The sequence below is a fragment of the Streptomyces cyanogenus genome, assembly GCF_017526105.1.
Lineage (GTDB): Bacteria > Actinomycetota > Actinomycetes > Streptomycetales > Streptomycetaceae > Streptomyces > Streptomyces cyanogenus.
Genome location: NZ_CP071839.1, coordinates 8,638,820 through 8,658,029 on the forward strand (window position 1 = coordinate 8,638,820; position 19,210 = coordinate 8,658,029).

Below are 19,210 nucleotides of genomic sequence, written 5' to 3' on the forward strand. Positions count from 1 at the left end.
ACCTGTGTCTTCACTCCAGACCCCGGGCTCGGTGCCAGCCTCGCACCGTACGGATTGCGTGATGTGAGCGTACGGATCGCGTACATACTCCGTCCCCCGTCACGGAGCCTACGTCCAGCGCATGCCGATGGCGGAGAGCTGCTCGATCCGTTCCGGGGACAGCGTGGCGGCCCTGCTCCGTTGGTTGCTGATCCATGCACCGAGCCGGACCCGGAGTCCCTCCCGGCCCTCTTCGCTACCCCCGTTCTCCCCGCCGATCGTTTCGATGTGTTTGCGCGGGACCCGCAGGTGCCCCTCGCGTTGGTAGTACTGGGTGGCGGCGGCAAGATTGAGAGCCCATTTGTCGGCCTGGCTGCGCCGCGGCGCCGGTTTCTCCTCCTCGGTGGCGGGTTCGATCCCGAGGACCTGCTCGCACAGCCACTGCTGTACGCCTGTGAGCTTGTCCCAGCCGAGGCGGACCGAGCGTACCCACCGTCCCAGATCCTCGCCCTGGTGCACGACGACGCCCGGCTCCGTCGGCAGCTCACCGCCGGTCTGCAGGTGCTGCCGGACGAGGTGGAAGGATCTCGGCGGCCTTGCGGGCGGCGGCCCTGGCGTTCTTCAGAAACAGCCCCACCCGGTACCCCTTGTAGGTAGCGACCAGCGGCGCCAGGAGATGGCCCGCTTCCGTTGCCCACCCGCGCGCGGCCGCGAGACCTTCCTCCCATGCGACGTCGAAGTGGCTCCAGATCATGCCGAGCTTCTCCAGCTGGACAATGCGGTCGGCGTCCATGTCGCCGCGGGCGTAGACGCGCCTGGCGTCGGCGATCCATTGCCCAAGGGGGAACCCGGCGAGCGTGGCCGGCCACCCCTCGGCTTCCGCCTCCTTCTCGTGGCGTCCGGGCACGCGGTAGGTGAACGGCACGCGCAGGTCGCCGTGGAGCCGGTGGTAGAGGACGGCGGCTTCGATGCCGCGTCGCCAGTGAGCGTGTTCGGGGTTGAGGACACGCAGGTTGATGAACGCCGCAAGCTGCGCCGGATCACGGGGCGTGCTGAACTTCAGCAGTGCGCGGGCCGGCACCGAGAGCCGGTCGCTTCGGTCGCTGCCTGCTCCCTCCTCTTCCACCCCGCTGCGGCTCTGTACGCCCCTGACACGGCTTGGCGCCTGGGGCTGCGCCAGAGCCTCCACGCCCCTGGCGTCGTGTGCCCTGAGCGCTTCCAGCAGCTTGGCCAAGCCACCGAAGGCCCGCGAGGTCAGCATGTTGTCGACCGTCTCCCCGGGCCCGAGCAGGACCGGCACCACCAGCGAGGCGACCTTCCCCTCACCGGGCTGCATCCGCAGCGCCCGCCCGACGGCTTGGACGAGGTCGGGCATGGAGCCGCGGACGTCCGCGAAATACACGGAGTCGCAGTGTCGGGTGTCGACGCCCTCGCCGAGCACCCGCACCGAGCTCAGGAAGCTCTTCTCCACGACCGTGCCGTCCCTGGCGATCCCGGCCGCGAACTCACCGAGCACTCGACGCCGGTGGCCCGGCTTATGGTCGCCGCACAGCCAGTCCGCCCACACGGTGCGCGGGTACAGCTCAGCGTCGGCCGCGTGCAGCCGGTCGGCGACGTGAGGGAGGCCGGCCGCGAACGCTTCGGCCTCCTTTACCTGGTGGTGAAAGACCAGCGTCCTGCGGAAGCCTTCCTCGGCCGAGGCCTTTACCAGCGCGGTCTGCAGGGCCGCGAGCCGCGCCCCGCGCACCTGCTCGGACCGTGCGTCCGCGCCCAGGAGCTGGGCGGCCTGGAGGTGGGTGTCCGTGATATCCACGCACACCACCTGGTAAGGGGCACAGATTCCCCGGTCGATCGCCTCCGAGAGCGTCAGGGTGTAGCAGCGAGCCCCGAACGGCCCCTGTGGGTCGTCTTCCATGCTCGCCACCAGCTCGCCCGGCACGCCCGGCGCGGTCTCGGAGTCATCCTCCAGCTGCCACAACCTCGGGGTGGCGGTCATGTACAGCCGACGCAGGGCGGGGATGCGGGTGTTGTCGTGGACGACCGCCCACGGCTTCCCGATCCGCCCGGAAGTCCGGTGGGCTTCATCCACGACGATCAGGTCCCACCCCGCGAGACCCGCGGTGTGCGCGCGCTCGAGTGTGCCAAGCCCGAGTGAGGCGTAGGTAGCGAACACGGTGACCTTGTCGAGCGGGCGGACCCAGGAGACCAGCTCGTCCACGTCCGTGGTGTTCGGGAAGGACGCCTCCGGCCCCTGCAGGGACGAGACTCCGATCATCGGTCCCGTACGCCCGCCCTCGCGCCAGGCGGCCTCGGTTTGCGCGAGGAGGTCCAGCGACGGTACGAGCACCAGCACTCGACCCGCCTGCAGCTCCTCCGCGCTGCGCACGGCGACGAGGGTCTTGCCCGATCCGGTCGCCATGACCACCTGAGTCCGCAGACCCCGCTCGGGCACAGTAGATCTTGCAGGCAATTCGAGCGCCCGGAGAACCCCGTCCACCGCTTCACGCTGATGAGGACGAAGTTCTGCCACAGCCATCCGATCCACTCTCTCCCGCGAGCTGGACAACAGCTCTCACGCACCCACTGTGACGGAGCAGTGATCTTGAGGGAGCTCGGTAGCTATGGTCTGATGTTCCGTCCTTTGGTTGGGATTTGGAGCCAGGAGAGCGGTCCGGTCCGGGAGTGATGGGCGTGGCTTGGCGGCGTGTGCGGTTTGGTTGTTCTGGTCGCTGGCCTGGAGTCCTGTAGTTGTATGGGAATGATCTTGGGTTTCCTGCGGATGTAGTGGTGCGTCTATGGGTGCGCCTATTGGTTGCGCTGATGCGGTGATGACGAGCGCGTGAGTCGGCGGTGGGCTTGGTGTTGCAGGCCGGCCTGGTGCGGGTCTGGTTGGTCGGCATTACGGCGGAAGGCCCCCGCGTTTGCGGGGGCCTTCCTGACGACGTTCAAGGGATGGGTACTACTGGGTGGCGGCTACCCGCTCGCCTTTGGTTGTCAGTTCGAGTTCGACCACGACTTCGTCGTCGCGTGTCGATTCTGTTTCCACGGACACCAGTCGTGCCTTTGCCAGCCGTGTAATCGCGGCTCTGGCCGACCGGTTGCTGGCGGGGAACGCTGCGCACAGCCTTCCGGGCCTGAGAGCGGCGAATGCCCAACCTGTAAGGGCTTCGCCTGCGCGATTGTGCTCCTGGATTGTGCCTTCTCGCACCGGCTTTCCAGTCGCAGGCCCTGAGTCTTCGGCTTCGCGGTGTGTAGCGTTCAGCGCGGTCAGCACCTCGCGATCCAGTTCCGTGAGTTCGATCGGCTTGGGAGGCCTTCCGCCGCGGCGGTCCCACCGCTTCTCGAAAGCTTCGACCTGCCACTTCACGAACACCGGACCAGCCTTGAGGTGAGCCACGGCGGGCGGGAAGTCCTCACGCTGTACGACCTGGGCAGCGCGCTGCCTGCCGACGCCGAACATGGCGGCGATCTCGGAGACTCCGACCAGTTCGGGCACAGAAGGTTCCTCGAGCCTGCGGTCCAGTTCCTCCTCGGTGACCAGTTCGATGCCGACCACCGTGTGGTTGATTCCGGTCTGCTTGGCCGCAGCGGTGACTTCCTTGAGTGCTGTGTCCACGGCCTGCCGCGCGGTGCCGGCTTCGATGAAGATCCGTACCGAGAGGTTTTCGCTGGGGGCGGTGCCGACGGCGGGGCTGCAGTCGGCCAGGTGCTCGTGCAGTTCGTCGACGGTGTCGTCGCTGACGTCGCGTACGCCCAACTCGACTTCGATGCTCCACGCCTGAGGCATAGTTGTGACAACTCCTCTCTGAGTTCTCTGGGGTGTTGCGGTCCGCCGGGGGTGCCTCCCGGCGGACCTTCTCGTGGCTTGCTACTTGTCGATGAACCCGGCTCTCTTGAGCTGAGCCTTCGCGTTCTTCAGGGCGCGAGGGTCAGACGATGTGCCGGAGATGGTCGTTATCCGCTCGCCGTCCTTCGTGACCATGTAGTGGCCCTTGCTCGTGCGCCTGACCTCGAAGCCCTGCTCTTCGGCTCTCTTCGCCAGGTCCCGTTCTTCCTTGGCCAACTGTACCTCTTTCCCTTTACGTCGTCCAGGAATTGTACCTCAGAAACCCAGGACAACGTTTAGGGTAAGTGTTCGATGTCGGCTCCCTGGTTCGAGCAGCGGACCTGCAGTCCCATCGGGCATTGCTGCCGGAGCCCTCGTGCTGAAGGTCCGCCCCGCCTTCCTTGGGGCATGTATGTCTTTGGCTGGGTGCGCACACCATTTGCGCTGGTCAGTGGCGTGTGTAGGTGAGGAAGGCGCGGAGTGGGTCGTTCGCGTTGGGGGTCAGGCGGGCGAGGCCGAGCCGGCAGGCGATGAGGATGAGGGCGTCGTTGGTGGTGCGATGTGGCCGGTTCGGCAGGGTGGCGAGTGCGCGGGCGAGGGCAACGGTTTCCGGATAGATCACCAAGTCGCGGGTCAGGAGTGCGGGGGAGGCGCTGCCTGTACTGGTCAGGTGGGGGTTGGCCTCGCATAGCTGGTTCAGGCGCCGGTGCCAGCGGTAGTTGAGGTGCTTTTCGTGGTCGTACCAGCGTGTGGTGATGGCGTGCGCTGTGGTCCAGGTGGTGGCGGCGCGGGGGTGTCGTAGGAGGCGCTGGTGGGCGTGGTGGGCGGCAGCGAGTTCGGGCACGACCCAGGTGCGGATGGTGGTCGTGAGTCGTGGGTCGGGGGCGGCTTGGTGGTGCCGAGGGCACACCAGCCGGTGCGGCGGCCGGCGAACCCAGGCGGTGTCGGTGATGCCGTGGCTGCGGTGGCGGGTGCACAGGGTGCAGGCGCGGACGGGCTGCTGCCCGGCCTTGAGCCGTTTCCAGTGCGCGGCGGCCTTGGTGCTGTGGGCGTCGTTATTGGGGGCGAGGCGGGGCAGGGTGTGCGTCAGGTGGGGGAGCGGGGTGCGGGTCAGGACAGTGAGGTGCCGGGCCGCGTTGTGATTGAGGTGGAGTTCGGCTGCCGGCAGGGTGCCGTGGCCGTGGAGAGTGATGCCGGCGCCGTCGAGGAGCTGGGGCAGCGTCAGCCGATAGGCAGCGGCGAGCCGTTGCACATAGGAGGCGGTCGCTTCGCCGGTCAGCGGCCGTACGCGGAGCACGCCCGGCGCGGCTGACGGGATCTGCAGCCATGTCCCTGCGGTGACGACACTGCGCTGCGCGGGGACGGCTGCGGCCGTATCCCAGGCCGTGACGTCTGACCGGGTCACGGGGTGCTGGTACTGCGGTTTCGGGGCCGGTGGTGGGGGCGGTAGTGCTGTTCGGCGAGGTGGTCCAGGCGGATGGCTTCGAGGGTGGTTTTGGTGATGCGTTCGGTGCCGTCGATGAGGGCGGTGATGGCGGCCTGGCGGATGAGGCGGGCGAGGCTGCCGATGCGGCCGGCGGTTCGCTCGTGCAGGTAGGGGGCCAGTTGGGGGAGGGTTCCGGGCCGGTGGTGGCGCAGGTCGAGTGCGCTCTCCATGGCTTTGACGAGGTCGCGGAAGGGTTCGCTGTCGCCGAGGCGGGCGGGGAAGGCGGCGCAGTCGATGAGGGAGGCGCGTCCGGCGAGCTGGGCGCCTCGGACCCCGGTGAACAGGGGTGTGGTGGTGACGTCGATGCCGGCGTAGACGAAGGTGGCACCTATGCGTTCGGTGAGGTCTTTGAGCAGGTCCGCGGTCTGGGCGCCGCTGGTGGTGCGGGGGTTGAGCCGGTGGACCTCGTCGATCATCACTAGCTGGACGCCTGCGGTGGTGTAGGTGTGGCAGACAGAGTTGGTGATCTGGGCCTGCGACATGCCGGCGGCGACGGGGATACCGAGGTAGCGGGCGAACTCGGTGGCTAGGGTCTTGGCGCTGGCGGCGGGCGGAACCAGGACGTAGGCGACGGGCACCTGCCCCGCTGCTGCTGTGGGGCCGTGGCGTCGGGTGTGGGCGAGGTGGCAGGCGCGTCCGACCTGGAGCAGGGCGGTGGTTTTCCCGGCGCCGGCGGGTCCGGTGACGATCAGGGACGGCCGTGCGGTGACCGTCTGGTGGCGGCCGAGGATCATCAGGGTGCGCACGTTCTTGGCCAGGGTGTCGATGGCCGGGGTGCGCACGGTGACGAACCGCGAGTGGTAGGCGAGGCGCTCGGCGAGGCTGCGGGGCGGCGCGCCGGGTGGGGGAGGGGCTGCCATAGGTGTGGTGGCGAAGGCCTGGAAACCGTCCCAGGTGGTCACCGACTGCTGCTGCGCATCAGGGGCGTCGCCGTCGGCGCTTGCCGCGGCACCGGGAGGCCGGTCCGCTGCCGACGGGGACCCGCCGGCCGCTGCATCGTTCGTGCCCGGGGAGGCGTTCACCATTGTTCGGCCTCTGCTTCGGCGTCCCACAGCCCGTATCCGCCTGCCTCGGCCGGCCGCACGCCCGCGCCCTCCGGCTCGCTCGTGTCGGTCTCGGCCGCCGCCTCGATGCCGATGAGGTCGTCCAGGCTCTCGCTCCAGTCGGGGGCCGGGGCCGGTGTGGTTTCCGTGTCGAGGGGGCGCCGCTGGCCTGGCAGATCGGGCAGCTGTGCTGCCGTACTTCCGGAGCGGGGGGTTCTGCGGCGGCGGGTGTTGTGCTCGGTCCCGGCGGGGCTGCGGGTGCGGCGCAGGAGCTGGTCGAGGGCGTCGGCGAGGTCGGCTTCGTGTGTCTCGCGGTCTCCGCGTTGTTCGACCTCGGTCTGGATGTAGCGCCAGAGGGCGTCGTTGAAGGGCTGGTGGACGTGGTCGCGGTGGATCCACGGGATTTCGTGGAGTTTTCCGTCGGTGAGGCGGACCCAGATCTGGCGGGCGTCGTGGGGGTTGTGGTGGACCTCCCACTTGCCGTCTTTGCTGGCGACATCGGAGCGCTGGCCGCGGTGGGCGTCGAGGATGTCGTGGTTGTAGGTGCGGTAGTCGAGGCGGATGCCGCGTTCGGTGATGGGCTGCCACCGCACCGGCAGCAGTTCGAGGTAGTCGGCCCCGGTCAGCGGGACGGGTACGTAGCCGCTGATGGTGATGAGCGCAGCCCACATCTGGTTCGGTGTGAGGGCGGACTTGGGCAGGACGGGGTGGCGCAGTCCGTCGTGGGGCCGGTTCTGCCAGCCGCAGGTGATCCATTCGTCGAGGAGGTCCTGCAACTGCGGGATCGTCCACCGCGCCTCGGCGGTCACGTCCTTGCCACGCCGCAGGGGGTTGGAGCCGGTGTGGCCGGCGACGTGCTGGCAGAACAGGTCGTTGATCGCGCCGAAGGTCCGCTCCACCACGGCCTTGGCCTGCGGACGGCGGGGTGGCGCGGGCTGCACGCTCACCCCGAGCGTCTCGCAGGCGGCGACGAAGCCCTGCGAGAGGTAGATCTTGCCGCGGTCGACGACGATCGTCTCGGGCACGACCACCGGGCGGGCGGCCGCGCCCTCCAGCCGCTCGTCCAGCGACAGCATCCGCTCGTAGGGCACCTCGGCCCGCGACAGATGCAGCGACTTGGACCAGGCGGGCCGGGCAGGATGGGGGACGGCCATTTCCGCCAGCAGCAGGGCTGCATCGACGGCTTTGGTGCTGTGCGGGCGCAGAACCGCGGCCAGGATGGAGCGCGTGGCGACGTCGACGGCAATGGTCAGCTCCGGCCGCCCCAGGCTGCCGTCCTCCAGGACGGCCATGATGTCCAGGCGGGTGGTGTCGATCTGTACCTGTTCCCCGGGCCGCAGCACCACCGGCGCCGACGAGGTGCGGGCGGGTGCGGTAGCGGTGCGTGCGGGACGTCCCGGACGCTCGGCCGGGTCGGCCAGCACACTCACCAGCCGGTAGAACGACGACCGCGACGGCATCTCCACCACCCCGCGCCCGTGCGTGTCCTCCAGGATCTGCCCGACCAGCACCTGCAGTCCCTTCACCGTCCCCTTCGACCGGCCTCGCTGACGCCGCAGCGCTTCCAGCACCGCGGCCACGACCCGCTCGTCGGCATACCCCGTCGGATGACGGCCGCGTGTCGGCACCGTGCGCTTGTCGACCAGCCCCCACAAGCCCTGCTTGCGGTAGACGTGCCGCATCCGCTCGACCGTCGTGCGGGTCACCCGGGTGAAGCCGAGCGCGGTCAGCTCCTTCGCCTTGGCCGCATCCCGCTGCGCCAGGGTCCACCGCTCCGGGTCGTACTCCGGCCGCATCGCCTGCCCTTCGCGGCTGCCTTCAGGGTGCGGCCACCCGGTTTCGACCTCCCGAATGTGGGGCAGCCACGCCAGCGCCCGCTGCTGGGCCGCCAACGGAACGGTCTCGAACAGCCCCCATCGCGGGACCGTGTCCGGCGCCTGCGCGCCCACCACTTCGAAGCCCGGATCGGCGAACAACCGCCCGAGCAGCAGGCTCATTTCCGCGCCGTCCTCCTGCAACAGGTAGACCTGCTGGCCCTGCAACGCAGCGACCTGCCAGGTCTGCGCCCGGTAGACGACGTGCGCGCCGACCTCCACCACCGGCCGCCGGCTCTTACCGTGTGTGCCGCCCACGGGGCTCAACCTCTCTCCGGATCGCCGCCGACGTTGCTCAGCCGCCTCTCGACGCCCTCCCCACGTTCTGCGTCTGACCAGGTCAGCGCCCGCTCGTGCAGCGGCTCATCGAGAGGCGTCGTCAGATGCCCGCACCACAGCGCGTGATAGGCGGCCGGTAGGACCTGCAAGGAATCGCCCACCACGGCTACGCCGTCGGCTAGGGGCCGCGGCGCGGCGAACGCTTCGGCCAGCGCGGCCTGCAGCCCGGGCGGGCCCTGATAACGGGGGTGGCGGTAGCCGGCCAGCCATCGCAGGTTCGCCGCCACCACCGCTGGAGGCGGCTCAAGGCGCCGATACGACCAGCCCACGCGCACGCACGCCGCCTCCAGGACCATCCGCGCCCGCTGCGCCCTGTCTCCACCGGCGGTCGGGCTGGAGGGGCAGTCCGCGAGCAGGCCGGTGCCGTCGGCGTACCGGGCGAACAACTGAGGCACCCACGAGCGCACCCGCCCGTCGGGATCACACCACAGCAGCCGTACCGGACGTGCGGACAGGCCGGTCACGTCCGGGTCCCGGTCCAGGACCATCAGCTGGGTGCGCATCGCTGCCGAACCGTGCACCACGTGCCGTCCGGTGGTCGCCGACCACCACCAGCCGGGCCCCCACCGGCGGCCCGGAACGACCGGAAACGCGGATACCGGCGCCAGATCCTCGAACCGCACCGACGTCGCCCGATCCCACGGCAGCTGCGTTGCCTGCCCGGCAGCGGTGGCGAATGCCGCTTCGACGTCCATCCCGCCCCACCCGTTGACAGCGTGCTGCTCCACGCCGGACAGCCAAGTGCCTGCCGCCTCTGACGGAGGGGCACCTCAGCAGCCATCACCCGAATGGGTGACCGGTGTGTCGCTATCTGCAATCCTGCGACAGACTGCTTGTCGGATCTTCAACCGGCCTGTGTGGAGCCGCTTCTAACATGGCCTCAGGTTGGGGGAGCAGTCTTGGGGAGGGACCGCGCGGATGAAGGTGCTCAGGCCGACGCAGCCGACGAGCGAGCAGCTCACGGTGATCAACAACCACAAGCCGGGGGTGTTCGTCGTACGGGGTGCCGCCGGTAGCGGCAAGACCACTACGGCCTTGTACCGGCTGAAGTTCACCGTCGGCTTTTGGCAGCGTCGCCGCCGCGACGGCTTCATCAGCGGCCCCGTCCGCGTACTGGTCCTCACGTACAACCGCACGCTGCGCGGTTACATCGAGGAACTCACCCAGGAGCAGCTCAAGGGCAATGACGTCGAGCTGACGATCTCCACCTTCGCGAAGTGGGCCACCGACCGTGTGGCCTACGAGCGGATCCTCCAGGACCACGAGCGCAACCGGAAGCTGGATGCTCTGGCCGCTCCTCTGCCGTTGTCCGCCGACTTCGTACGCTCTGAAGTGGACTATGTCCTGGGCCGCTTCACGCCCGACCACCTGGCCGAGTACATCGAGTGCGAACGTCAGGGCCGCGGCCGCTCCCCGCGGATGCCGACCCCGTTGCGCCGCCGGCTGCTGGAGGAGGTGATCTATCCCTTCCAGGAGTGGAAGAAGCAGCAGCAGGCCTGGGACTGGTCCGACCTGGCGAACGCCATGGCGGCCAAGCGCGCCGACGACCCCTACCACGTGGTGGTGGTCGACGAGGCTCAGGACTTCTCCGCCAACCAGGTCCGGGCCGTACTCAACCACCTCACTGACGAGCACACGCTGACCTTCGTCCTCGACGCTGCTCAGCGCATCTACCCTCAGCGCTTCACTTGGAGCGAGGTCGGCCTGAGCGTGGGCTCGCACAACAGCAAGCTGCTGTCGAAGAACTTCCGCAACACCCGGCAGATCGCCGCCTTCGCCGCTCCGCTGCTCAAGGACGTGGAGACAACGGACGACGCCGCGATCCCTGACCTCACCTCTTGCAAGGAGGAGGGCGACAAGCCTCTGCTGGTCCAGGGCACCTTCACCCAGCAGATGGATCATGTGGTGCAGTTCCTCAACGACCTGGGACCCGACAACGACGAGTCCGTCGCCATCCTTCACGCCAAGGGCTGGTTCGGCGAGGTCAAGAACCGTCTTAACTCCGCCGGACTGGCCTACGTCGAACTCACCCGGAACGCCGAGTGGCCGACGGGACCGGTGAACGTTGCCCTGTCGACCATGCACTCCGCCAAGGGGCTGGAGTTCGACCACGTCATCATCGTCGGACTCAACAGCGAAGTCATGCCGCACGCCACCGAGCCAGGTGACAGCGAGCGAGACGCTCACCTGCGCCTGCTGGCCATGTCCGCCGGACGCGCCCGCAAGACGCTGACCATCACCTACAAGCCCTCCGAGGCCAGCGACCTCATCGCCTGCATGGACCCGGACACCTACGAGGTGAAAGCCGTATGACCGCGGCAGAGTCGATCCCGGCCATACCGGATGGTGAAGGACAGGCTGAGGGCATCAACGCGCTCATCCAGGAACGCAAGATCAGCGAAGTGGTGCATTTCACCACAAATCGCGGCTTGCTAGGCATACTCCTGCAGCGAGAATGCAAGGCACGGGCACTTCTGTCCGAGGACGAGTATCTGGAGAGCATCTACCACGAGAACACCAAGTGGCGCCGCGAGGACCCGAAATACTGGCGGTACGTGAACCTCAGCATCAGCGAACCCAACCACAGCTTTCTGCGCACCAGCAGCCAAGAGTGGTGGGCGAACGAAGACCTGTTCTGGGCAGTCCTCAGCTTCGATCCCGTCATCATGACGCACCCAGGCGTGCTGTTCTCCCCAAGCAACATGGGATACGAGGGCATCACCCCCGTGGAGGGACTTCCTGGAGCCGAAGCTCTCTTCGCCGAGCGAGTCCCCTACGGATTCGGTAAGAGCACGCCGCCACGCGGCAACCGCGAGCCTCACCTTCCCACGAACCCGCAAGCCGAGGTGCTCTACCCGCAGGCCGTCTCCACACGACACCTGCAGCGCATCTACGTCCTCACTGACGAGGACGCAGCGAAGGCTGAGGCCATTGTCAGTGTCAGCGGACATGATGAGGTCGACATCATTGTCGACCCGGTCACGTTCGGCAGGTAAGGACTACGGTGAGCGCCATGCAATGGGAGGCAGTACGCGCCTCAGCCCAGTGGGCGGCGTACGGAGACGCACTCGGCTTCATCACCGAACTGACCGACACCGCTGGCGTGCGACGCCGCATCGGGCGCGATGACGTCACCACCACCGTCCCCTGGAAAAGGCGCATCGGAGGACGCTACGGACGCGACATGCCCCTACCGGCAGGCGCGTACTCCGACGACACCCAGCTACGCCTGGCCACTTCACGTGCCATTCGCGGAGACGGAGAATTCGACGCCGAGGCATTCGCGAAGATCGAAGTCGTCGCATGGCAGGCCTACGCACTCGGAGCCGGCCGCGGGACCAAAGCGGCAGCCACCGGCTTGATGCGGGTCGAAGCCAAGTGGTCACAGAACATCTTCGCCACCAAAGCCGCCCGCTACGTCGACATCGGCGGCAATGGTGCCGCCATGCGCATCCAACCCCACGTCTGGTCCGCACGGGACCTCACCAACTGGGACCACATCACCCGCGACGTCGTACGAAACGCCGTCAGTACCCACGGCCACCCCCGAGGCATCCTCGGCGCCGTCCTGCACGCCATCCTGCTGGCCCACGCCCTGGACACCAACGAACTTCCCGGCCCCAAGCAGTGGCGCCCCGCAATCGACTGGCTGGAGCAGGTACCGGACGTCATCGCAAAAGACGACGAACTCGCGTACCTGTGGCTACCCACGTGGACTGATGCCGCAGGCATCGACTTCCGCTCAGCCGCAGTCACCGTCGCCAACGAATGCCGCGCAGCACTCGAAACCTTCGACCCCACAGCACCCCTGACCGCAGAGACCTACGCTGCTCTGGTGGAGCAGTGGGGCGGCTTCAACGACGCGACTCGCGGATCAGGCACGGTCACCACCCTGCTTGCAGCGGTGCTCGCCCATGCTTATGCCGACTCACCCGAAGCCGGCCTGCTCCTCGCCGTGAACACTCTCGGCTCGGACACCGACACCATCGCCACCATGGCTGGCGCGCTCCTAGGTGCCGTCACAGCAGGCCCTCCACCTGGCGCAGTGCAAGATGTGCAGGTAATCGACTCCGAGGCACGCCGCATGTGGGACATTTCCCAAGGGCGCGAAGCCAGCACCTTCGCCTACCCAGATCTGCTCCGTTGGAGCCCCCCCAAGGCCACACTCGACCTTGTAGGCCACACGGCTATGGGACCGGCACTGGCCGGTCTGGGGCCTCTTACCCCTACGGACACACCGACGGCGAGCAACCAGGCCACATACGTGTGGGGCACCTTGCCCTTCGGCCAGAGGGTCTTGGTCCGTGCCAGGCAAGATCTCAGGCCTCTGGATGAGAACCTGCTCCCGGGCGATGTGAGACAACCGCGGAGCCAACCTGCTGGGGATGCTCCGAGAGAACAACAACTTCTCTTCGAAGCTCCATTGCAGACTGCTGTATCCGCCGATCAAAGGCCTCACCTCTCCGGAACTGCGCCCGCTGCCGTGAGCGAACGCGCCCATAGGCACGCACCCCCGCCCATTGAAGAGATCGTTCAAGAGCTGGCGAGAAACGGCTTTGCCCCCGACCAGGTAGGCCGTGCACTGCTCCAGCAGATCCGAGGCGGCCGATACAGCGTAGAGCGGGCTGCTGCGTTCGCTGGGCTCCTTGCCCGCGCCTACCATCAAGGCGATCAATAGCAGCTTGCCCGTGGTGCACCCGTCAGTACGGGACGCCTTGCTGCTGGATGCCATGGTGCTTCCTGGCCTTGACGTCTATCGGGAATGGGGCGTGTGTGGGCCGATGGCTGTCAGCAGTGTCTGTTGGTGGGGGTGGAGTTGGTGCCACAGGTTGGTCTGTTTGCGGGCCCAGCGGTCGAGTTCGGATGGGGCGGGCCCGCCTGCGGCGGCGAGGGTGCGGTACTGGTGGTAGTTCCGTTGCCAGGTGCAGGGCCAGGGTGGGTTCCACCACGGGTCCAGGGCGGTGAGTTCTTGCAGGGTGTGGGCTGTCGGTTATTCGCATAGTTGAGGCATGTCTACTGCTGCGACCTGTGACATCTCAACTGCACGCACAGAAATTGAGATTGAGTCGTTTGTCTGGTTGGGCTGCTCTGACGGGATAGAAGGGCTCTTGTGGCTACCGGTGACAAGCGTGTGGCCTGGGGTGCCGTATCCCTGTCAAGAATGTCTCAACTGCATGGATAATTTCTTGGGGCTGAGGTCCCTGAGGTGCGAAGAAGTAGATCTTGATGTGAGGGGGGAGTGTCGCTCCACGAGCCCACAGCGGGTGTGCCTCCTGCCCCCGAAGCCGGCGTTCCAGAGGCGGGAGATGGCTGGCCACACGACCGTCCTGCTGGCGCTGTTGGTTGGTTTCCCCTAACAGTGGCGGGTGTTCGTGCTGGATGAGCCGCCGTGCAGGGCTATGGTCGGCCGACCAGCGATGCCTAGGTCGGTGTGCTGCTGGCCCAGGAGCGGGGCACCGCGGGTCATCGTTCTCCACGGCGAGCGCGGCATGGGCGAGACGTACGCTCTGCGCCAGGAACGCAATGCTCTGCTGGCCGATGGTCTGCATGCCACCTGGCTGGCTGAAGCGGTGCACCGCGACCCGGTTAGCGCAGGCGCCCGCAGGCAGCTTGACACCTCCTGTGGGGTCGGGGAGCGGCATGTCCTTATTGACGGCCTGGACGGACGCCTTAACGATCTTCCCCATCTGGATCAGATCCTGGACGAGGTGCTCGAGGACGTGCCCGACCGCGGGTATGCCAGCAGGTGCTTATGTGTTTTTGCGTGCCAGCAGGGTGATGAGCATCCCGATTTTCGGATCGAGCGGGACATCGCCTGACCCGAAGCCCAAAATGCTTGCCAGGTGAGGGCCGTAAATGTCGACGGCTGCCTCCGTCAGCTTTGAAAAACCGTCAATAGCAGTCCGGCCGCGCCGCCAACTGGTCAAGCTCGTGGCCAGCCCGATGAGAAAGGAGGGCCACCAGATAGCTCCGAGCGCGAAGTACAGCAGTCCCCATGCACCGAGTCGCGCCGCGTCGTTGAACTCTGAGCGGACCTGCTCCACCTCGTTCCGGGACGCCTCGGGCATGATCAGCCATAGGTGGGGCCACGTTTCGGCGAGGTGCAGGTCGTAGGCGATTTCCACCCGAGTTCTGACTGCCCCGATCGAGTTTCCCATCCATGTCGGCCGGTCAGGCTTGGCCAGTGAGATCCGGTTCCGGGCGATGTGGTCCTCGCAGTTCATCCACCGCTTTTGCAGCCGTTCGGTGAGGCGCGCAGCCAAGGGGCGAAACGGACGGGGCCAGTTTCCCAGCCACAAGCGCTGCACCCAGCCCGCGAGAGCGCCGGCTGCCAGGCCGACGACTGCTGAGGCAAGCAGCACTCCTACTGCGGCCAGGATCAGGGTCACCGCAGGCTGCTTGTCGAGGTCTGCGGCGTAGTTGCTGCTGCGCTGGATGAGATACGACCAGTCGTTCCAGTGCTCCTGGCCGACGACTACGGCAGCCGCGACGGAAGCGAGAAACAGCAGGCCGGGCAGCACAAGAAGGGAGAACCACTTCTCGGCCAACCTCCGGCCCAGTTCACCGAGGAACTCCTGCATGGTCAATCCAGTTCACGTTCAGCGCGGAGTTGCTGGTCTCCGATCTCGCAGGACGGAATCTTCTTGCTTGGCTCGGGACACCATTCGCGGGCGCAGATCCTTACGGGGCAGACATACCTGACACGAGGGGGAGGTGTGGGAGGTATGAAGCTCGTCTGATATGCCATTAGATCGTCGACGGCGACGCCCAGGCTTAGCGCCAGACTTATGAGGGGCTCCTTGAATCCCCCGCCCTGGCGGGCCGTCTCGACGATCGCCTCCAGTTGCTGCTGGGTCTGTACGGTCCCTTTTTTCGCGGCGAGACGGCGCAGCGCGGGGAGTTGCTCGCAGAGCCATGCGGTGTCTTTGCGGGGATCGGTCATCTCAGCCACCCCAGAGGATCGAGAGCGGGGGAGGGGATGCGGCAGGACTCGCACGCAACTACGATATGAACTATGTACGCGGAATGCACCTCATGTCGCGATAATTGAGGATTCATCCAATCATTAATAGAATGCTTGACCCCGTCTCGCGACCCGTGGAGGAGGGTATGACACGGGAGACTGTGCTGGCCGCGGTGATGGAACGGCTCAAGGAGTTCAAGGCGACGGGCGACCTGCGGACCGTCGTGGGACAGGCTGCCGACGCCGAGGCTGCGGCCTTGTTGGACAGTCGTACGCATCCGACGGCCGACTGGGAAGTGCTGTGTGCGGTGGGTCTGCTCCACTGGGACAGATATGTAGCCCTCCAAGAGATGCAGGGACGAGAAGAGTTCAAGTCTGCCGTCCGGTACCTGAGCCCCGTCTACCGACTGGTTCCAACGATCGTGCCGAACCAGGTCGGAGATTTCCTTGATGAAGTAACAACCTGGCACAACCAGGCGGTCGATCTCCTGGAAGCGGCCGACACCCGTGACCGCCAGGCGATCGAAGAAGCGATTGCCTTGTTGCGGCGTGCCGTCGACTTCACGTCGGACCTCGACCCCCGTATCGCCGGCTATCTGTCCACGCTGGGCACTGGCCTGGTGGACCTGCACATCCGCACCGGAGATCTGGATACGCTCGCGGAAGCCGTGCGTATCGGCAGGCAGTCCTTGGAAGCTGGCATGTCCACGGGCGCGGATGACCCCACAATAGCCCTCTACGAATTCCGCCTCGGTCAGGCTCTACACGCCTGGCACGAACGGGTGGACGACATGGCCGTGCTCGACGAGTCCATAACCCTGCTTCGCGACGCTGTCGCGAAGAGCTCCACCGTGGACCGGCCCGGCTTCGGATTCGCTCTCAGCGGCTCGCTTCAAGCACGGTACGAACGTGTGGATGACCAAAAAGCGCTGCGGGAGGCCATCGACCTTGGCCGGGAAGCACTTGAGGGCACCCCCGCTGGTCACTCCGACCGTTGGTCATCCCTCGGGAGCCTTGCCAACGCCCTGCTCGTGTCTTACAAGCGAACCGGACAGTTGGCAGCCCTGGAGGAGGCCATCGGGCTGTACCGGGAGGCAGTCGAACGGACGCCACTTGGACACAAGGGACGGGCGGCCACCCTGTCCGCTGTGGGTATCGCACTGCGCGTGCGTTACGACTCGACGGGCGACCTGAGCTCGCTGGACGATGCGATCGGCAAGTTGCGAGAAGCCGTACAAGTAGCGCACCCGGGCGATCCTGCGAAGCCAGGGTTCCTGACCAACCTCAATCATGCCCTCGTCGTGCGCTACCGGCGTGTGCCACACGAGGCGACCATTGAGGAAGCGATCGAGGCAGGTCGGGCGGCCGTCGACACCGTCCTCCACGATGACCCCCGCAAGCCGGGTCTTCTGGTCAACCTGGGCAGCGCGCTCATGGCCCAGCATGAACAGACCAGCGACCTAGCCCCCCTCCTGGAGGCGTCCACCGTCCTGAGCGAAGCCGCTGCACGGACCCCGGACCAGAGCCCTCACCGCGGCATGGTGCTGTCCCAACTCGGCAGCGTCCTGGGGACGATCTACCAGCGCACCGGTGACACACACGCTCTGGCGGAGGCGGTGCGGCTTGAACGGGAGGCGACTGAGGTAACACCTGGGCGCCACCCAGACCGCGCAAAGTTCCTCACCAACCTCGGCACCGCACTATACGCACAGCAGCAGCACAGCCTGCCAGGAGACACGACCGCAGGCGATCAGGCCACTGCAGCCTTCCGAGAGGCGACGCACATGAGCATCGCCCCGCCTCACATCCGCTTGTCAGCTGCCCGCAAATGGGGAGACCTTGAGGCCAGGGCCAACCATTGGGAGGAGGCGGCCCAAGGACTGTCGACAGCAGTCAACCTGCTACCCCGTGTCGCTGCACGCTATCTCTGGCGCAGCGACCAAGAACATCAACTCTCCCAATTCCCCGGCCTCGTATCCGACGCCGCCGCAGCCGCGCTGCAGGCAAACAACCCAGAACGAGCCTTGGACCTGCTCGAGCGGGGACGCGGGGTGCTGATCTCGCAGGCCCTTGAGACCCGCAGCGAATCGACCGAACTCCGCGACCGAGCACCTGAGCTAGCCGCACAGTACGAGCTCCTGCGCCAAGAACTCGAGTCAGACCTCCACGCCGGTTCGCCGCCCGCGTCCGAATCGCTCGCTGAGGCGCACGGTGCAGTGGACCGACGCCACAGGACCGCCCTCCGGTGGGACCTCCTCATGGAGGAGATCCGCAGCCGCCCAGAACCCGAACTGCAGAACTTCCTGCTGCCACAAGGATTCGACGCTCTGCGCACTGTCGCCCAAGCGGGCACGGTCATCACCGTCAACGTCAGTGACTACCGATCCGACGCGATCACCCTGACCTCGGACGAGATCCGCGTAGTACCACTGCCAGCCCTCACCAGGGAGACCGTCGCCACGCAGGTTGAAAACTTCGTACGCGCAGTCGACACAGCCCAGGACGCGAAAGCGGATGTGGAAGAACGCTCGGACGCCGAGGAACGCGTGGAGAGTGTTCTCGGCTGGCTCTGGGACGTCCTCGCCGAGCCTGTCCTCACCGACCTCGGCCTGACCGCATCACCTACGCCAGACCAGTCGTGGCCTCGCATCTGGTGGTCCCCGACAGGCCCGCTCAACTTCCTCCCACTCCACGCGGCCGGCCATCACAGCCGCCTGGGCGAGGCTGTCCCACCTACCGTCATGGACCGGGCGGTCTCCTCCTACACCCCCACGCTACGGACTCTGAGCCGCGCGCGGGCGAAACAGCCGACAGACCCGGACATGCCGCACTTGGTCGTCGCCATGCCACACACACCAGGACAGCCGGACCTGCCTGAAGCCGAAGAGGCCGTCAACGTCCTCACCCGGCACTATCCCGGCAAAACCGACCCCCTCGTGGGCTCGGAGGCCACCGTCGACCACGTTCTGTACACCCTTCCCGGACACGTTTGGGCGCATTTCGCCTGCCACGGATGGAGCGACCTCAACAGCCCCTCAGAAAGCAACCTCTCCCTGCACGATGGAAACCTGTCCGTCCTCAAGCTGTCCCAACTCCACATCGAGGACGCTGAGCTCGCCTTCCTGTCCGCATGCAGCACGCAGCACGGACACCCCACACTCGCCGACGAAGCCATCCACATTGCGTCCGCCTTCCAACTCATCGGCTACACCCACGTCATCGGAACGCTTTGGCCCATAGGCGTCAGAACTGCCAGGGACATAACCCGCGACGTCTACACGACCCTTCACTCCGCTGCAGAACCCGACGCAACGGGAGCCTCCAGCGCAGCGCGAGCACTCAGCAGCGCTGTACGTCGCGCCAGAGACAAGGCACCCCGCGTACCCACTCTGTGGGCTTCCTACATTCACACAGGACCTTAACCGGCTGCTTTTCCGATAACTGCAGTCCTTGGAGGCTGACACGCACACTGAAAGTAGCCCAGATAATCAACAAGCAGCAATTCTTATGGGGTCGACCATGCAACAACAACCGACATGCACCATCTGTCGGAACCCGACTGACACACTCCTCTGCCTCCGCGGAGGAGGAAAGTGGCTGACCGGCGTCCTGATGGAGCTAGGGATCCCGCCAGATGATGCCAGATTTATGATCAGTAAGTTTCTTGACTGTGAAACCGGCGAAGTCTTCTACCATCAG

General features: G+C 66.5%; 15 protein-coding genes. 5 read left to right on the forward strand and 10 right to left on the reverse strand.

What is annotated here, in order from left to right; genetic code table 11:
* Positions 1-108: 108 nt before the first annotated feature.
* From S1361_RS40485 to S1361_RS38240, 8 genes are all read right to left on the reverse strand, one after another.
* Positions 109-498 (reverse strand): helicase associated domain-containing protein, encoded by a 390-nt coding sequence (locus tag S1361_RS40485; protein ID WP_425086577.1) that lies wholly within the window; start codon positions 496-498, stop codon positions 109-111.
* A 25-nt stretch (positions 499-523) separates the two neighbouring features.
* Positions 524-2,545: a helicase associated domain-containing protein gene (locus S1361_RS38210; RefSeq protein WP_425086576.1), complete on the reverse strand. Its 2,022-nt coding sequence runs from the start codon at positions 2,543-2,545 to the stop codon at positions 524-526.
* A 393-nt stretch (positions 2,546-2,938) separates the two neighbouring features.
* Complete coding sequence (locus S1361_RS38215) at positions 2,939-3,766, reverse strand: hypothetical protein (RefSeq protein ID WP_208029899.1); 828 nt, start codon at positions 3,764-3,766, stop codon at positions 2,939-2,941.
* 81 nt (positions 3,767-3,847) lie between these two features.
* Complete coding sequence (locus S1361_RS38220) at positions 3,848-4,042, reverse strand: hypothetical protein (RefSeq protein ID WP_208029898.1); 195 nt, start codon at positions 4,040-4,042, stop codon at positions 3,848-3,850.
* A gap of 211 nt (positions 4,043-4,253) precedes the next feature.
* On the reverse strand, positions 4,254-5,210 hold the full coding sequence (locus S1361_RS38225; RefSeq protein ID WP_208029897.1) for a TniQ family protein: 957 nt from the start codon (positions 5,208-5,210) through the stop codon (positions 4,254-4,256).
* The gene (locus S1361_RS38230) at positions 5,207-6,193 is read right to left on the reverse strand and encodes a TniB family NTP-binding protein (RefSeq protein ID WP_208029896.1); all 987 of its coding nucleotides are present in this window, start codon (positions 6,191-6,193) and stop codon (positions 5,207-5,209) included. The genes S1361_RS38225 and S1361_RS38230 overlap by 4 nt, the downstream gene beginning before the upstream one ends.
* A 116-nt stretch (positions 6,194-6,309) precedes the next feature.
* A complete protein-coding gene (locus tag S1361_RS38235; protein ID WP_243768999.1) occupies positions 6,310-8,466 on the reverse strand; it encodes a Mu transposase C-terminal domain-containing protein in 2,157 nt (718 codons plus the stop codon).
* Between the two features lie 5 nt (positions 8,467-8,471).
* Entirely contained in the window at positions 8,472-9,242 is a 771-nt protein-coding gene (locus S1361_RS38240; protein WP_208029895.1) for a TnsA-like heteromeric transposase endonuclease subunit, read from the reverse strand.
* A gap of 223 nt (positions 9,243-9,465) precedes the next feature.
* On the opposite strand from S1361_RS38240, the gene S1361_RS38245 reads away from it, so the two are divergent.
* The 4 genes from S1361_RS38245 to S1361_RS38260 all read left to right on the forward strand — a co-directional run bounded on the left by S1361_RS38245 (position 9,466) and on the right by S1361_RS38260 (position 14,366).
* Positions 9,466-10,860, forward strand: coding sequence for a 3'-5' exonuclease (locus S1361_RS38245; protein WP_208029894.1), 1,395 nt, complete (start codon positions 9,466-9,468; stop codon positions 10,858-10,860).
* On the forward strand, positions 10,857-11,543 hold the full coding sequence (locus S1361_RS38250) for a DarT ssDNA thymidine ADP-ribosyltransferase family protein (protein WP_208029893.1): 687 nt from the start codon (positions 10,857-10,859) through the stop codon (positions 11,541-11,543). The genes S1361_RS38245 and S1361_RS38250 overlap by 4 nt, the downstream gene beginning before the upstream one ends.
* 17 nt (positions 11,544-11,560) lie before the next feature.
* A complete protein-coding gene (locus tag S1361_RS38255; protein ID WP_243769474.1) occupies positions 11,561-13,225 on the forward strand; it encodes an ADP-ribosylglycohydrolase family protein in 1,665 nt (554 codons plus the stop codon).
* 811 nt (positions 13,226-14,036) lie between these two features.
* Positions 14,037-14,366 (forward strand): hypothetical protein, encoded by a 330-nt coding sequence (locus S1361_RS38260; protein WP_208029891.1) that lies wholly within the window; start codon positions 14,037-14,039, stop codon positions 14,364-14,366.
* On the opposite strand, the gene S1361_RS38265 is transcribed toward S1361_RS38260, so the two are convergent.
* A complete protein-coding gene (locus S1361_RS38265; protein WP_208029890.1) occupies positions 14,298-15,128 on the reverse strand; it encodes a hypothetical protein in 831 nt (276 codons plus the stop codon). The two genes, S1361_RS38260 and S1361_RS38265, sit on opposite strands and share 69 nt — an antisense overlap.
* A 2-nt stretch (positions 15,129-15,130) precedes the next feature.
* Positions 15,131-15,490: a hypothetical protein gene (locus S1361_RS38270; RefSeq protein ID WP_208029889.1), complete on the reverse strand. Its 360-nt coding sequence runs from the start codon at positions 15,488-15,490 to the stop codon at positions 15,131-15,133.
* Positions 15,491-15,657: 167 nt separating this feature from the next.
* Between S1361_RS38270 and S1361_RS38275 the strand changes: the two genes are divergently transcribed.
* Positions 15,658-18,933: a CHAT domain-containing protein gene (locus S1361_RS38275; RefSeq protein WP_208029888.1), complete on the forward strand. Its 3,276-nt coding sequence runs from the start codon at positions 15,658-15,660 to the stop codon at positions 18,931-18,933.
* Positions 18,934-19,210: the final 277 nt, after the last annotated feature.